Here is a 15,858-nt window from a genome sequence, read left to right as displayed (position 1 = left end):
AGAATTTATGTTCGATCAAGAAGAATCAGTTCCCATGATACCGAAAGTGTTGTTTGTGGATGATACCGAGGATAACCTCGATCTCCTGGAATTTGCACTGAAGAAAAAACCGATTACCATGTTTCGTGCGGCAAGCGGAAAAGAATGTCTTCTGGTAGCAGAAGAACAGCAGCCGGATATGATTGTCCTGGATATTCAAATGCCGGAGATGGATGGTTTTGAAACGCTTCGCCGTCTTCGCGCAAATCCGGCAACATCGAGGATTCCGGTTATTTTCTTGACGGCAATTAAACGTGATCCGCAAAGTATTGCTGAAGGAATTTTGCTTGGCGCCGAAGAATATTTAACAAAGCCAATTGATCTGGAAGAATTGTTCGCGCGTGTCCGTTCTATTTATCGTGTTATGGCTATGCAGCGTGAATTGGAACAGGTGAAATCGCAGTTTATGGCGATGCTTGTTCACGATCTTCGCACACCACTCACCATTATCATCAGCAGTATCGATTATCTTCTTCGACATCACGGCGGCGGCAAGCCGTTGGATTCGGATAGTTTAAAATTGATGGAAACGGTTTTGGCATCAACCAGAGGGATGTCGAATTTGGTGAACGATCTTCTTGATTTGTCGAAATATCAAGCCGGACAAATGTTGTTGAATAAACAAACGATTACCATTCACGAGATGATTGAAGAGTCATTGCAGCCGTTCCTGCTTCAGTTTAAAAAGAAGAATATTAATCTTCATACGGATATTAATCCCGATCTGCCGCGTGTTGATGCTGATTCGGGAAAGGTTGTTCAGTTGATGACGAATCTCTTATCGAATGCCATGAAATTTACTCCGGATAATGGTTCCGTTGGTATTAAAGTAGAAAAGGAAATATCTCCGGATCAGAAACAAAGCTTCATCAAAGTCTCCGTAAGCGATTCTGGTATTGGCATTAAACCTGAAGAAATATCCTTGTTATTTGAACAATACCGCCAGGTCTCTTCTTCCAATAAGATCAAAGAAAAGGGGACCGGTCTTGGGCTGGCGATCTGTAAACTGATTGTTCAAGCACACGGCGGTACAATTTCGGTGACAAGTGAAGCAAATAACGGAGCCATCTTTGTGTTTACCCTCCCTGCACAACCGGAAAAGTAATGGTTCTGATGATGAGTTGAAAAAGACCTTGTAGAAAAAATAGTTCTGCAAGGTCTTTGTGCTTTATACACAAAATCTTTTCATAACATTTCCTTGCTTCATTTTTTTTCATCGGTTATATTGTAAAAGCGAAACAATAGGATCATTAACGACGCGGTTTGCCAATGCTTAATTATGTTTGGATTTCTTTGCTTCTCATCGGAATTTTCACCGCTGTGGGAAGAGATATTAATGATGAAATAACAAATACATATCGAAATGGTGTTTCGCTCACTGCACACTTCAATCAAAAACAACAGATCGCAGCTGTGAATCCTTCATATGAAGGAGAAATCATTCTGACTGCTGCAACATTCAATCAGTTCTATAATCCTTCTTCAGCACACATTCAACAATCTGAAATTCGACAACCGGTACTTCTGACGACGCTATCATCCGGCAAACAAAAACTAGAAATGAAAATCTCTGACGCAACTCCACTCTTTTGGAAAGAAATGGCAAAAGCAGCTGGAGGGAAAGAGAAATTGGAAGCTGAAGTTCTTTCGCTAAACGGTGCTACGCGTGAGATTACGATCAAGATGGAGAAAGTCTCCTATGTCAAAATTAAAGCGGTCACAAGAGCGGCAATCGATTTTGCGGATACCGCAGTGACGATTTCTCTTGGATTGATCGGCGTAATGGCTCTCTGGCTTGGGATTATGAAGGTCGGTGAAGCGGCTGGACTTCTTGAAATGCTGACAAAATTGATGACGCCAATTACACGACAATTGTTTCCGGATGTTCCTCCAAATCATCCTGCCGTGGCTGCAATGATTATGAATATTGCCGCGAACATGTTCGGCTTGAACAATGCTGCAACACCGATGGGATTAAAAGCGATGGAAGAGTTGAATAAACTAAATCCAAAAGCGGGAACAGCATCCAATGCAATGTGTACGTTTCTTGTCGTGAACACGGCCGGACTCACACTTATACCGGCTACAGCAATTGCCATTCGTGCCGGACTTGGATCGGCTGACCCGGGTATTATAATTGGGACATCAATCTTTGGTGCAGGGTGTGCAACGGTCTCCGGATTGATTGCGGTAAAATTATTACAACGGCTTCCGAAATACAAAAAGGAAATGGAAGTATCAGAACCGGAGGTAAACAATGGTTGAAGTATTTAAAACCATCGTCACTCTTATCTCCGCCATAGCCATCCCGATGTTTATTCTTGTCTTTTTGGGTTGGGGGTTGGTTAAAAAAGTAAAAGTGTATGAAGTATTTGTTGAAGGGGCAAAAGACGGTTTTAATACGGCCGTGAAGATCATTCCGTACCTTGTTGCAATGTTATTTGCCATCGGCGTATTTCGTGCAAGCGGTGCAATGGATGTTGTTGTTGCCATTCTTTCACCGGTAACCAATTTGATTGGAATGCCGGCGGATGTACTTCCGCTCGCACTCCTTCGTCCTCTTTCCGGAAGTGGTTCAATGGGTTTGATGACGGAGTTGATGAAAACGAACGGACCCGATTCGTTTATTGGCGTTCTTGCATCCACGATGTTTGGAAGCAGTGAAACAACATTCTATATTTTAGCAGTGTATTTTGGTTCGGTGGGAATCAAAAATACCAGGCATGCACTGCCTGCCGGTTTAATTGCCGATTTTTTTGGAATGCTTGGTGCGGTATTTATTGTGCGGATCTTATTTAGTTTATAATTGTCAGGGGATACCATGAAAAAATACTTTATTGTGATGTTTTTGTTGACGATGATCATTTCTTCGTATGGACAAAAAAAAGCTGCTGCGGCCGCTAAAGGGGGCGGAACTGAGGGAGTAGTAAAAGGTGGCGTTGGTATGACATGGATTGATGGCGAAGCATACTATCTTGTATCACTTGCGCCGGAAATTGCATTTGGAAAATGGGGAGTCGGTCTTGATCTGAATCTCCATGTTAGCAGCAAAGATCAAAAAATTCGTAAAGCCGATTTTGACGAAACGTACGATTACATTCGCATTATACGATACATTCGATATGGCACCAAAGGTGAAGAAATTTATGCTCGTGTCGGTTCTTTAGATTATGCAAGACTTGGTCATGGTTTTATTCTCTATAATTATAAAAATAGTCCAAGCTTTGACAATAGAAAAGTGGGAGCAGAGTTCGATCTCGATTTTGGTAAATGGGGAATGGAAACAGTGTACGGAGATTTTGCTGGAGCAAGTGTCCTAGGTATGCGTGGTTATACACGTCCTCTTCAATTTACGCCTGCGGCATCAATTCCAGTCATCGGTAACGTAGAGGTTGGTGCAACATTTGCCAGTGACGTCCGAAAAGACGCGCGTGATACCGGCATTGTCATTAGGGCAAATGGAGCATCGTTCGATACAACCACCTATGACGCCGGTTCGATGTCAATTATTGGTATTGATCTTGGACTACCGTTGTTCAAACTTCCCGTTGCAGATGCAACGTTGTATTTGGATTATGCGAAGATCTTCAACTACGGCAGCGGCTTTGCAACTGGTATTGATTTCAATTTTTCCGCACTCGGCATGATAAAAATATTTACAAAGTTTGAACGCCGTTTTGGTCAAACAGATAAATTTATTCCGGCTTATTTTGATGCATTCTATGAACTAGAACGATATCAATACACTCCCGGAAATTTCCAAAGCAAGGCGAAGACGCTCGAACAAACAATTTCTCCCGGTCCCGGTTATTTTGGAAGTCTGTTGGTTGATGTACTCGGAACAATTCAAATGGAAGGTTCATATCAAAAGCTCGATCTTCATCCGACAAGCGGGATTCTTCATATTGGAACAAATACCGGAAGCAAGATTCCGCTGATCAGTCTCAGCGCGGGATATGACAAGAAGTATATCAAAAACAATAAAGATGTCTTTACACTTGATGAGCGTTCGTTATTGTATGCTGAGATCGGATACAAACCGTATCCGTTTATGATTGTCTCGACACTTTATACGTGGACGTTCGCACCGGAAAAAGATTCGGATGGTAACGTGACAGGATACAAACCACAGAAGCGCATAACGCCCAAAGTAAGTTTTGTATTCCCGTTATAATTAATTTACCCACAAATCGGCGGGATAAAACATATTCTGCCGATCCCAAAAATGGTGTATGAAATTATTAAATAATCTTATCGTTGGAACACTTCCTTACGTTCCCAAAGCAATTGTTGCAAAAGTAGCCGGAAGATATATTGCCGGTGCCTCACTCTCCGATGCAGTTTCGACCGTCCGAAATCTGAACACCATGAAAGCAATGGCGACCGTTGACGTGCTTGGTGAAGATATTTTTACGAAAGATCAAGCTGTTGGAAGCCGGAATGGAAGTACATCTGTTCTGGCTGCTATTGCTGAACATCAGCTTGATTCAAATTTGTCCATTAAACTGACTTCGCTTGGTCTAAAGATGGACAAACAGTTTTGCGCGGACAATACAAATAGCATTGTTGAAACGGCAAAGAAGTTTGGTAATTTTGTTCGTATCGATATGGAAGACAGAACGTGCACTGATGATACGATCGAAATTTATCGCACTATGAGATCGCGCTATGAAAAAGTTGGAATTGTTATTCAAGCATATCTCCATCGTAGTGAGAGCGATATTCGTTCGCTGGTAGCCGATAAAGCGAATGTACGTCTCTGCAAAGGAATCTATGTTGAACCGGCCGATGTGGCGATTAAAGATCGAATAGGGATTCAGGATAATTATTTGAAACTCCTTCGCATGCTATTTGAAGGTGGAAGTTATGTTGGTATTGCAACACATGATGATGTGTTGATCAATGGCGCAAAAAAGATGATTGTTGAAATGAATGTCGCAAAAGATCGATATGAGTTTCAGATGCTTCTCGGTGTCCGTGATGAGACGCGCAAACGATTGATTGAAGAAGGACATCGATTACGGGTCTATGTTCCGTTTGGGAAAGACTGGTATGCATATTCCGTTCGCCGCTTGAAAGAAAATCCTCAAATGGCGGGTAACGTTTTTAAAGCAATGTTTGGTATTGGACAGTAATAGAAAAAGGAGAACAAGGAAAATTTTTGTTACGGTAATTACATTCATCAACCATCTGGAGGTTAGACCGTGACAAAACCATTGCTGGTATATAGTACGATAATACTATTTTCACTCTTTTCAACTATTGGCTGCAGTTCATCTCGTCAGACCGGGATGGTTCAGCCTGCAGGGAAAAGTGTTGAAGCACCGAGTTATAAAATGTTCTCCAAACACAAGGAGAAAGTGTATCGATTATCGATATCGGCACTTCAGAAACTCGGATATGTTGTAACGGTGAGTGATGCAAACATAGGATTGATCAGTGCGGAGAAATATACTACATCGCCAATTATCGAAGACGTGCAGCCGGTCAGCACAATCAAAACAAAACCATCGGCCGGCGAAGTGTTCTTTACATTCTTAAGTATCTTGCTGGTGTTTGGATTGATCATTATGATTGTTGACGCGGCATCTTCGAATTCTTCGTCTTCGACACAATCATCCAATAAGGAGACAACAGAACATCATCACTCTGAGAACCATCATGTCAATACTACGATTGAAAGCTATAAATATATTTTGAGCATTCAATATTATGCATTTTCAGATACAGCAACCAAGATTGTGCCTGCTATAACCAAAGTAACCGTTAGCAATGGCACATCGACAAGTTCTTCTGCAATTCGCAGCAGCGTGATGATGAATGAATTCTATCGATCGCTTGAAAATGAATTATTTTTTGTTCCTTAACCTCTATCATTAATTAATCGGGGAGAAACCGATGTCTTCACTTCAACAACCAACAGGAAAGTTTGCGCCGTTCATCGCGGATACGCAGATCATTCCTGAATTTACCATTAAATCAATTCTTCTTGGCGGATTTTTTGGAATCGTTTTTGGTGCGTCAACAGTGTACCTGGCGCTGAAAGCGGGACTGACCGTTTCAGCATCCATTCCCATCGCTGTTATTGCCATCTCACTTGGAAAGAAGTTGTTCCGAACTACGATTCTTGAAAATAACATCATTCAAACAACAGGTTCCGCCGGTGAATCCATTGCAGCCGGTGTGGTCTTTACGCTTCCTGGATTCTTATTCCTTTCCATTGAAAGCGGAGGAGCAGCGTACTTTAATTATTGGACAATCTTCACCCTTGCCATGCTCGGTGGAATTTTGGGTACGATGATGATGATCCCGCTTCGTCGATCATTAATTGTTCAGGAGCATGAGACACTTCCGTATCCCGAAGGAACTGCCTGTGCATCTGTGTTGATCGCGGGTGAAAAAGGCGGGGACTTTTCCAAAACAGCGTATCAAGGATTGGGATTTGCGTTCTTGTATGCAATGCTTCAAAAAGTATTTCACGTTATTGCCGAAACACCGGCGTGGGTTACACAACAGACAAATAAATTTTTCCCGTCGGCAACAGTCAACGGTGAGATCACCCCGGAATACATGGGTGTTGGCTACATTATCGGACCGAAGATCGCTGGTGTTCTTGTTGCTGGCGGTGTGCTTGCTTGGCTTGGATTAATTCCATTGCTGGCGACACTTGTTCCAACAGTAGTGATTGCCGAACAACTGGTGAAGTTAGGATATTTGAAGGATGTTCTGACCGCCGGCGGTCCGGGTGGATGGAATCCGGAAACACATGAATTTGCGAATACCGCTACTGCTGTGTATCGTGCGTATGTCCGTCAAATTGGTGCCGGTGCGGTTGCGGCAGGTGGATTTATCACATTGCTCAAAACGCTTCCCACCATTATCAGTTCATTTAAAGGAAGCATTGCTTCGTTGAAAAGCAGAAAAGCGGGTGTATCAATTGCGCGAACAGAAAACGATCTCTCATTTCTTACAGTAATCGGCGGATCACTTGCTCTGGTTCTTCTTATTGCACTTCTTCCGATTATTCCAGGTGATTCAATTATTAGCAAGATCGTTCTCGGAATTCTTATTATCGTATTCGGTTTCTTTTTCGTAACCGTTTCAAGCCGTATTGTTGGTATTATCGGTTCTTCATCAAATCCGATCTCCGGAATGACGATTGCAACATTGATGGGAACATCGTTGATCTTTATCGGTATCGGTTGGACAGGAATGATCTATGAACCGATGGCACTTGTTGTCGGCGGAATGATTTGTATTGCTGCAGCAAATGCGGGTGCAACTTCACAAGATTTGAAAACAGGATATATCGTCGGAGCAACTCCCAGATTTCAACAGATCGCATTGTTCATCGGTGCTATCGTTTCGTCAGCGGTAATTGGTTGGACAGTTCAGATTCTTGATACACCAACGCCGGAAATGATCTCTCAAGGAATTTATCATGCCATCGGCACCGAAAGTTATCCCGCTCCGCAAGGAACATTAATGGCGACATTGATCAAAGGATTATTATCCTTCAATCTTGATTGGCAATTTGTGTTGGTTGGAGTGTTTATTTCCATTGTGATGGAACTATGCGGAGTAAAATCATTATCGTTTGCCGTCGGATTATATCTTCCGCTTTCAACGACGTTACCGATTTTTGCCGGCGGTGCAATAAAAGGCGTTGCTGATTATTTCCGTACACGAAAAGGTGAAGGTCACGAAGATGCCGAACTCGGTAAAGGCAGCTTATTTGCAACAGGGCTTGTTGCTGGGGGCGCTCTCTTTGGTGTTATTGTTGCCATTGCAACAGTGAAAGCAAAAGATTTCATGGAAGCGTTGAGCATTGAAGCAAACATTGAACATATGCTTGGTGCAAGCGGATTTGAACTGCTTGGAGTCGCAGCATTCACATTAATGGGATTAACATTGTATAAAGTGGCAATGAAGAAGTAATTCAAGCTGTTTTAGCCTGTTTTTTGAGTGGACGTGTTCGAAAGGATGCGTCCACTTTTTTTTGACTGTACAATCTTGTGGTATCAACAGGAAAAACTCGGTATTTTAGAAAAATGGTTTTTTGTATATAACTCTTAAATATTTATTGAGGTAAAATTATGTCAGAAGCAATTAAAGGATTAGAACCGCAACTTCTATGGAAATATTTTGCCGAGATTAGCAAAATTCCACGAGGTTCAAAAAATGAAAAAGCTATTGCCGCATATGTTATGAGTGTTGCAAAACAGTTTGGTCTTGAAGCAAAGCAGGATAAAAAAATGAATGTTGTCGTGAAAGTCCCGGCAACTTCAGGAAGAGAAAATGCGCCATCCGTTTGTTTGCAGGGACATCTGGATATGGTTCCGGAAAAAAATAAAGAGAAAGTGCACGACTTCACGAAGGATCCCATCGAACTTGTGCGTAAAGGAAATATGTTGATGGCAAACGGCACAACGCTTGGAGCAGACAACGGTGTTGCCGTTGCCACAAATCTTGCGGTGATGGAAGACCGATCAATTCAACATGGTCCGCTGGAACTGCTCTTTACTGTTGATGAAGAAACTGGGCTGACCGGTGCAAATAATCTTAAACCGGGATTCCTGGAAAGTAAAACGTTGATCAATCTTGATTCAGAAGAAGAGGGTTCTCTGTTCGTCGGTTGTTCTGGGGGACGGAATACGATTGGCACATGGAAACTTGCGCAAGAAAACGCACCAAAAGGAACAGTTGCAGTAAAAGTGATTGTGAAAGGATTAAAAGGAGGTCACTCTGGTCTTGAGATTGATAAAGGAAGAGGAAACTCGATAAAAATCATCAATCGTGTATTGATAGGATTGGAAAGTGTTGGCGCCCGTCTTTCTTCCATCGAAGGGGGAAATAAGAGCAACGCAATTCCTCGCGAAGCTGAAGCGATAATATTTGTCTCCAAAAAGGATTTGAAAAAAGCTACCAAAATTATCGCACAGTGGAACGATACAATTAAAGCGGAACTTTCGTCTGTCGAACCGGATCTTATCATCACATCAGAACAAGTAGAGGTGAAAAAGGGGAAGGTTGTGAAAAAAGTTCTTCAATCATCGTTATTCCAGACGATTTCCGCACTACCGCATGGCGTATTAAAAATGAGTGCGGATATTCCTGAGCTTGTTGAAACATCCACCAACGTTGCGATTATTAAAACGGATAAAAAGCAGATTGAAATCATCACCAGCCAACGCAGCTCGGTCTCTTCGGAAATTTCTGAAGCGCTGCAGTCAATGGCGTCAATCTTTATACTTGGCGGAGCTAAAGCACAGCATACCGAAGGATATCCGGGTTGGAAACCGAATTTGAATTCAAAAATCCTATCCGTTGCAAAAAATTCTTATAAAGGACTCTACGGAGTGGAACCGCATGTGAAAGCAATTCATGCGGGACTTGAATGTGGGATTATTGGTGAAAAATATCCCGGTATGGATATGCTCTCCTATGGACCAACCTTAGAAGGTGTTCATTCGCCTGATGAAAAGATTCATATTGATACCGTGGAAAAATTTTGGACATTTACTCTTGAAATCTTAAAGAATGTAAATTAAATACCCAATTATCGATTTTCGATAACGCCGGAGTGTTCTCCGGCGTTGTTGTTTAATCAATATCTTACTGAACTGGTATGGCATCAAGAACGGTTTCTTGCTACATTCGATATCATCCTACGAAAACAATAATGCTTCCATTACAGATAGATTTCATAGCCTTTGTTGGTTCCTATTTTGTAGCCATGATGCTCTATAATGCAATTCTACAATCCAACACGCACTCAGTCGTCGAACGGGTCGGTTCAGCGTTCATGTCGTACGCTGTACTGTTTTTTGTGCTCGATTTTTTTCTGAATGTTCTTCTGATGGCTTATGAAGTCATTCTCAATCCATCTGCATTCTTACAATTTATTGGCATAATGCTCCTTACAGGATTGCTTGTGCGAGTATATACAAATCGCCCTGAGAAATTGAATATTGATGAGATGCGGAATTTTATGAAGACTTCATTGCTCTTTGGCAACTATTTTCGATTGAAGGATGTCGATACGCAGGAGCAGATTGGCAATGATAAAATGAAAAAATTATACCAAGAAGTTCATGGAAAACCATTTACCGATGATGTCATCGCCACTCCGTTTGATCAGCAGGTAACAACATTCAAAAAGGTATCCATCGAAGAATTAAGGGAAACGAAAAAGCAATACCCGCCGGAATATTTTGAAGAAGTGGAACAGTTGAATGCAAAAAAGACTACCGATGTGTCGGTTTCATTCCGGTTTCAATTGTTGGATAACACCCTGCATGCGCTGCTCAAACATATGGTCCATTTTAAAATTAATCCTCTTATCAGAAATCTTGATGTACATATTCGATTTCCTGTCGAAAAAAAGATTCCCATACAAACATCAGCAGAACAAAATCGTCTGGTGGAGCGGGTGTATGAATCTCTGCAAATTCTTATTGCTCAAGAATGGTTCACGCTCTATGTACCATTTTTTAGTACGATCAATGTGGAATGTCAACAATCAATCTTTGATGAAGCAATGAATGAATCGATTCAACCCACTATGTCATTTAAAGTTTCTCTGTTAAATTTGCAGTTGCGGTCTTCCAGAATCACAACGGGATCCGAAATAGTGAAAATTGCCGATGTTAAATTTTTAACAAAGAATGAGTCAAATCCATGAACAATTCACTCGACATCTTCAATTCCGAAATGGAACAGTTAGCGAAACAATTTCCCCAGGCAAAGGTCCCCCCAAATTGTTACAAGTGGATGAAGGTGAAAGAGCTGGATTATGAATCACGGACAATGTTGAAGATTGAAGTTGTTGTTACAGAAGAAATGTTAAATCCCATGCGTGTGATGCAAGGGGGCTTCGTCACTGCAGCGTTCGACAATGCCTTTGGTCCTTTGAGTTATGTAGCCGCAAAAAATCCTTGTTCAACGTTGGATATGCATACACAATATATCCGTTCAATCGGTCTGGGCGAAACGTTGACAGTGACCGTTCGTGTGGTATCGCGTGGTCCTGTCTCAATACATTTGTCCGGCGAAGCATACAATAGTAAAGGCAAATTGGTCGCAACCTGCAGTTCCAATATGATTGTCATGAAGTAAAATTGCTTTTGTTCGTCTCTCATTTTCTCTATATTCACACATCTAATTTTATTCAATCAAACGGGTTCCTATGTCTAAACCATTTGTCCCCTATATCTCTCCGAACGATTCTCCATTGGAAATGTCTTTGCGCGGAATTGTTCTTGGAGCAATTCTCGGCATCGTTTTCGGCGCTGCATCGGTCTATCTTGGTCTTCGTGTCGGATTGACGACATCCGCTTCCATTCCAATCGCAGTGATGGCAATTACCATTCTGAAAAAACTTAAAGGGAATACGGTTTTGGAAAATAATATTGTGCAGACAGTCGGTTCTGCGGGTGAATCTGTTGCGGCGGCTGTGGTATTTACCATCCCTGCGCTTATTTTTCTCGGTTTCCCGTTAAAAACTTCAATCACTTTGCTGATAGCTTTGACCGGTGGCGCACTTGGTGTGCTGTTGATGATTCCACTTCGCAGATATTTAATCGTCAAAGAACATGAGAATCTCCGTTTTCCGGAAGGAACAGCTTGCGCAGAAATTATTAAAGCAGGAGAGGTAGGAGGAACGTCGGCAACAAAAATATTTAAAGGAATTGGTCTCGGTGCAATATGGAAAGGAATGTCGACGTTGTTTGGATTTTGGAAACCGAGCGTTGGTTATGCATTTCCATTTTACAAAGGTTCGTCAGTATCAATGGATATTGCACCGGAATTAATGGGTGTCGGATATATTATCGGATGGAACACATCGTTGATGATGGTCGGTGGTGGTTTAATGGCCGCGTTCATTATCTCGCCGCTGATTGCGTTTATCGGTTCGGTGGCATCATCGCCGATTTATCCCGGAACAATTCCGATCAACGAAATGTCCCCCGATCAGTTGTGGCGAAATTATATTAAATACATTGGAGCCGGAGCTGTTGCAACCGGCGGTGTTGTTGGATTGTTTCGTGCACTTCCTTCCATTTGGGATTCACTCAGTGCATCAATAAAACAACTTGCGATGGAACGTAGTGGAAATACTTCCAAAGCAGAAATTCCACGGACAGAACGTGATACACCGATTTCAATTGTCGGGATAGGGATTGTTTTATTAATTTTGTTTATCTGGCTTGTGCCGACGTTTCGAGTGAATCTTCTTGGCGCAATTCTTATCATCGTTTTCGGATTCCTATTTTCTGTTGTCTCAGCACGGATTACCGGAATTGTCGGTTCATCATCAAGTCCACTTTCCGGAATGACGATTGCCGTGTTGATGGGAACCTGTTTGATTTTTCTCGCCGTCGGCTGGGGCGGGCAGGAATATACATATCTCGCGCTTGTTATCGGTGCAGTTGTATGTATTGCCATCAGTAACGCAGGAACAACTGCGCAAGATTTGAAGACTGGGCATTTGCTTGGATCTACACCAAGTTCACAACAGTTAGCGATTCTTATCGGGGTAGTTACTTCTGCCGCGATTGTTGGCGTTACAATGCTATTGTTAAATGAAAGTCAATCAAAAGAAATACCGATGCAGAATCCATTTGCTGTTTCTGCAGAGCATTATCAACGCTCCGAAACAATGACGGGCCGAGATGGGAAAGAATATTTACTTGTTAAAATAAACGGTGTTGAAGGAATTGAGCCGGGTAATTATCTTGTTGATCAAGAGAGCAAAAAAGCAATCTTCAAACGTGAAGATGGAATCGGCGGACGAGAGCTGGCCGCTCCACAATCGAATTTGATGGCGGTGTTGATTACGGGGTTACTGGAGCAAAAACTTCCGTGGGGATTGATCATGATTGGTGCATCCATTGCATTGTTTATGGAATTGCTCGGAATTCATTCTCTGACATTTGCTGTTGGATTTTATCTGCCGCTTTCCTCAACCATGCCAATCTTTATCGGCGGAATTGTGCGGAAGATCGCCGACTGGAAATATAATCGCGTTCCCGATGATACGGAAGAAAGCGAAGGGACATTATTATCTTCAGGTCTCATTGCAGGCGGGGCATTAGTCGGTGTTGCCGGAGCATTCCTCAATTTTATCCCTGGATTTGTTGATGATGAAACAGGACTGCCGATGCCTATTGCATTTGCGTTTAGATATTTACCGTTCTTATGGAATTTTGATTTTCTTGCAGTTGCGGTGTTTGGTGTTCTTGCATGGATATTATTAAGAGAAGCGCGAGCAAAATAATTTTAGATTTTTGAATCTAGATTGGAGATTGCTATGACTGAAGAGCAATCAAAAAATCGGACAAAGCAATTTGCTTTGAGAGTCATAAAATTATCATCATCACTGCCTAGATCACGGGAAGGAGAAGTTCTTGGAAGACAGATTCTTCGTTCGGGCACTTCTGTTGAGGCAAATTACCGTTCTGCTTGCCGTGCAAGATCAACCCCGGATTTTATTTCCAAATTAGGAATTGTGCTCGAAGAAGCGGGCGAAACTTTATATTGGCTTGAAATAATAACTGAATCAAACCTTGTACCTGCTAAAAGACTTTCAAGTTTAATGAGAGAAGCGGATGAGTTAGTCGCAATCTTTGTAGCATCAGTTGTTACAAGTAAAAACAATAATCGCAAGCCAATCAAAAATCAATAAATCTAAAATCTAAAATCTTATGAGTTCTTCCAAAAAATGGTTTCATCTTTCCCTCACAAAACAAATTCTTCTCGGTCTTGTTGTCGGCGTATTGATCGGATGGCTTGCTCCGGAATTTTCAAAAGAGACGGCATTTCTTCGCACAATTTTTTTAAATTTGATCAAAGTAATCATTGCTCCGCTAATCTTTGGAAGTATTGTTGCGGGAGTTGCAGGAGGCGGCAGTGCAAAAAAGGTCGGACGTATCGGTTGGAAGGCATTGCTATATTTTGAAGTTGTTACGACGCTCGCACTTGCAGTGGGATTGATTGTTGTAAACATTACGAAGCCCGGATATGGAGTAGAACTGAAAGGTGATATGGTGCAGATGGGAAAGATCGCAGAGAATCATCCGATGACTTTGACAGAAACCCTCGTGCACGCGTTTCCATCCAATATTGTTGATTCCATGATGCGCAATGATGTTCTTCAGATTGTCGTGTTCTCCGTGATATTTGCATTTGCTGTTTCTGCAATGGGAAAAAAAGGAAAACCTATCCTGGATTTTGCGGAATCACTTTCTCAAGTGATGTTTAAATTCACGAGTTACATTATGATGTTTGCACCGTTCGGAATTGGAGCGGCGATGGCGGTAACAGTTGGCCATATGGGAATCGGTGTGCTGGTGAATTTGGGAATGTTGGTAGGAACACTCTATATCGCTCTAGTAGTCTTTATCGTTGCCGTGTTTGGAACTGTAGCGTACATCATCAAACTTCCTGTAAAACAATATTTGAAAGCAATTAAAGAACCGTTTACACTGGCATTCGTCACAACGAGCAGCGAATCAGCTCTGCCGAAATTGATGGAAAATATGGAGAGGATCGGCGTTCCAAAACGTATTGTAGGATTTGTGGTTCCAACAGGATACAGTTTTAATCTCGACGGAAGTACCTTATATCTTGCCGTTGCCGCTGTATTTGTTGCGCAAGCAGCAGAAACAGCTTCGGGCGTTCATTTTGGTATTGAACAGCAGATTCTATTACTGCTCACATTAATGATCACTTCCAAAGGAATTGCCGCCGTTCCACGCGCATCGCTTGTTGTTTTGTTTGCTGCGTTACATTCCTTCGGTCTGCCGGCAGAAGGTGTTGCCGTGATTTTTGCCGTAGATGAGTTGATGGACATGGCACGCACATCCGTAAATGTGCTTGGCAATGGACTTGCATGTGTTGTGGTTGCACGATGGGAAGGGGAGTTTGACGACCAAAAGGCGAAAGTGTTTGGAACTCCGGAAGAAGCACGCATGGAGATGGAAGAAGGAAATCTTGCCTTTGCACAGGATGCAAGCAAAGGAGAATAAATTTTCCTCTGGAACAGTTCGTTGTCTATATTATTCTTTTTGTTGCCGCTCTGTTTGCCGGTTTGATTGATTCGATTGCCGGCGGCGGTGGATTGATTGCACTCCCTGCACTGTTAAGTGTCGGTGTTCCTCCGCAAGTCGCACTCGGTACGAATAAATTCCAAAGTATGTTCGGTACGTTAACGGCGGCGAGACATTACCGCCATCACGGTTTGGTACGGTTTCGTGAAGAAAAATTTGGCATTATCATTACGTTTCTTGCTGCCGGTTTCGGTGCCTGGTCTGTTCAGCAAGTTGATTCAAAAATATTGGGATATATCATTCCCATTCTGCTGTTGTGCATTGCAATCTATACCCTTTTCTCTCCTTCGCTCGGGTTGCATCAAGCGAAAGCAAAAATTTCCAAAGAAACATTCTTTATCATTTTTGGCAGCGTGTTAGGATTCTATGACGGGTTTTTTGGCCCCGGTGTCGGCGCGTTTTGGGCTATGGCGTTGATGTCGCTTCTTGGATATGAGATTCGAAAAGCAACCGCACACACCAAAGTGATGAATCTCTCCAGCAATATTATTTCTGTCATTGTTTTTTCCCTTGGCGGCTCCGTCATTTTTGTGTACGGAATCGTTATGGCTGTTGGACAGATTATTGGTGCAAGAATTGGTGCCAGTCTAGCAATAAAAAAAGGAATTGTTATCATTCGACCTCTCTATATATGTATCGTCTTTGCGACGATCGTAAAACTTCTTTACGACCGCTTTCTTTAGTTTGAGTCAATTTTACCGCGCTTTAT

The 15,858-nt window shown here is 42.2% G+C and carries 14 protein-coding genes; all 14 read left to right on the top strand.

What is annotated here, in order from left to right; translation table 11 throughout:
* Positions 1 to 7: 7 nt before the first annotated feature.
* Positions 8 to 1,144 (top strand): hybrid sensor histidine kinase/response regulator, encoded by a 1,137-nt coding sequence (locus WDA22_11290; protein MFA5834047.1) that lies wholly within the window; start codon positions 8 to 10, stop codon positions 1,142 to 1,144.
* 164 nt (positions 1,145 to 1,308) lie between these two features.
* Positions 1,309 to 2,304 carry a nucleoside recognition domain-containing protein gene (locus WDA22_11285; GenBank protein ID MFA5834046.1) on the top strand — a complete coding sequence of 332 codons (996 nt, stop codon included), beginning with the start codon at positions 1,309 to 1,311 and terminating at the stop codon, positions 2,302 to 2,304.
* Positions 2,297 to 2,845: a spore maturation protein gene (locus WDA22_11280; GenBank protein ID MFA5834045.1), complete on the top strand. Its 549-nt coding sequence runs from the start codon at positions 2,297 to 2,299 to the stop codon at positions 2,843 to 2,845. Before WDA22_11285 ends, WDA22_11280 begins: the two co-directional genes overlap by 8 nt.
* Positions 2,846 to 2,860: 15 nt before the next feature.
* Entirely contained in the window at positions 2,861 to 4,213 is a 1,353-nt protein-coding gene (locus WDA22_11275) for a hypothetical protein (protein MFA5834044.1), read from the top strand.
* Between the two features lie 58 nt (positions 4,214 to 4,271).
* Entirely contained in the window at positions 4,272 to 5,174 is a 903-nt protein-coding gene (locus tag WDA22_11270; GenBank protein ID MFA5834043.1) for a proline dehydrogenase family protein, read from the top strand.
* 69 nt (positions 5,175 to 5,243) lie between these two features.
* Positions 5,244 to 5,906, top strand: coding sequence for a hypothetical protein (locus tag WDA22_11265; protein ID MFA5834042.1), 663 nt, complete (start codon positions 5,244 to 5,246; stop codon positions 5,904 to 5,906).
* A gap of 31 nt (positions 5,907 to 5,937) precedes the next feature.
* Positions 5,938 to 7,977, top strand: coding sequence for an OPT/YSL family transporter (locus tag WDA22_11260; GenBank protein ID MFA5834041.1), 2,040 nt, complete (start codon positions 5,938 to 5,940; stop codon positions 7,975 to 7,977).
* A gap of 158 nt (positions 7,978 to 8,135) precedes the next feature.
* Positions 8,136 to 9,590, top strand: a complete 1,455-nt coding sequence (locus WDA22_11255; GenBank protein MFA5834040.1) for an aminoacyl-histidine dipeptidase — start codon at positions 8,136 to 8,138, stop codon at positions 9,588 to 9,590.
* 77 nt (positions 9,591 to 9,667) lie between these two features.
* On the top strand, positions 9,668 to 10,723 hold the full coding sequence (locus WDA22_11250) for a hypothetical protein (protein MFA5834039.1): 1,056 nt from the start codon (positions 9,668 to 9,670) through the stop codon (positions 10,721 to 10,723).
* Positions 10,720 to 11,157: a PaaI family thioesterase gene (locus WDA22_11245; GenBank protein ID MFA5834038.1), complete on the top strand. Its 438-nt coding sequence runs from the start codon at positions 10,720 to 10,722 to the stop codon at positions 11,155 to 11,157. Before WDA22_11250 ends, WDA22_11245 begins: the two co-directional genes overlap by 4 nt.
* 70 nt (positions 11,158 to 11,227) lie before the next feature.
* Positions 11,228 to 13,318, top strand: a complete 2,091-nt coding sequence (locus tag WDA22_11240; GenBank protein ID MFA5834037.1) for an oligopeptide transporter, OPT family — start codon at positions 11,228 to 11,230, stop codon at positions 13,316 to 13,318.
* A 33-nt stretch (positions 13,319 to 13,351) separates the two neighbouring features.
* On the top strand, positions 13,352 to 13,726 hold the full coding sequence (locus WDA22_11235) for a four helix bundle protein (GenBank protein ID MFA5834036.1): 375 nt from the start codon (positions 13,352 to 13,354) through the stop codon (positions 13,724 to 13,726).
* Between the two features lie 19 nt (positions 13,727 to 13,745).
* Complete coding sequence (locus WDA22_11230) at positions 13,746 to 15,068, top strand: cation:dicarboxylase symporter family transporter (GenBank protein ID MFA5834035.1); 1,323 nt, start codon at positions 13,746 to 13,748, stop codon at positions 15,066 to 15,068.
* Complete coding sequence (locus WDA22_11225; protein MFA5834034.1) at positions 15,065 to 15,832, top strand: TSUP family transporter; 768 nt, start codon at positions 15,065 to 15,067, stop codon at positions 15,830 to 15,832. Before WDA22_11230 ends, WDA22_11225 begins: the two co-directional genes overlap by 4 nt.
* Positions 15,833 to 15,858 lie beyond the last annotated feature (26 nt).

It is taken from the genome of Bacteroidota bacterium, assembly GCA_041658205.1.
Lineage (GTDB): Bacteria > Bacteroidota > Ignavibacteria > UBA10030 > UBA8401 > UBA8401.
The sequence above is the reverse complement of the archived record's forward strand: the minus strand, read 5'-3'. Positions and strand labels throughout refer to the sequence as shown.

What these genes read in the sequence shown, in the direction of transcription:
- WDA22_11250 (MFA5834039.1), top strand. Translation starts at nt 9,668, where the DNA reads ATGGCATCAAGAACGGTTTCTTGCTACATTCGATATCATCCTACGAAA.
- WDA22_11240 (MFA5834037.1), top strand. Translation starts at nt 11,228, where the DNA reads ATGTCTAAACCATTTGTCCCCTATATCTCTCCGAACGATTCTCCATTG.
- WDA22_11230 (MFA5834035.1), top strand. Translation starts at nt 13,746, where the DNA reads ATGAGTTCTTCCAAAAAATGGTTTCATCTTTCCCTCACAAAACAAATT.
- WDA22_11260 (MFA5834041.1), top strand. Translation starts at nt 5,938, where the DNA reads ATGTCTTCACTTCAACAACCAACAGGAAAGTTTGCGCCGTTCATCGCG.
- WDA22_11275 (MFA5834044.1), top strand. Translation starts at nt 2,861, where the DNA reads ATGAAAAAATACTTTATTGTGATGTTTTTGTTGACGATGATCATTTCT.
- WDA22_11280 (MFA5834045.1), top strand. Translation starts at nt 2,297, where the DNA reads ATGGTTGAAGTATTTAAAACCATCGTCACTCTTATCTCCGCCATAGCC.
- WDA22_11245 (MFA5834038.1), top strand. Translation starts at nt 10,720, where the DNA reads ATGAACAATTCACTCGACATCTTCAATTCCGAAATGGAACAGTTAGCG.
- WDA22_11270 (MFA5834043.1), top strand. Translation starts at nt 4,272, where the DNA reads ATGAAATTATTAAATAATCTTATCGTTGGAACACTTCCTTACGTTCCC.
- WDA22_11255 (MFA5834040.1), top strand. Translation starts at nt 8,136, where the DNA reads ATGTCAGAAGCAATTAAAGGATTAGAACCGCAACTTCTATGGAAATAT.
- WDA22_11235 (MFA5834036.1), top strand. Translation starts at nt 13,352, where the DNA reads ATGACTGAAGAGCAATCAAAAAATCGGACAAAGCAATTTGCTTTGAGA.
- WDA22_11285 (MFA5834046.1), top strand. Translation starts at nt 1,309, where the DNA reads ATGCTTAATTATGTTTGGATTTCTTTGCTTCTCATCGGAATTTTCACC.
- WDA22_11290 (MFA5834047.1), top strand. Translation starts at nt 8, where the DNA reads ATGTTCGATCAAGAAGAATCAGTTCCCATGATACCGAAAGTGTTGTTT.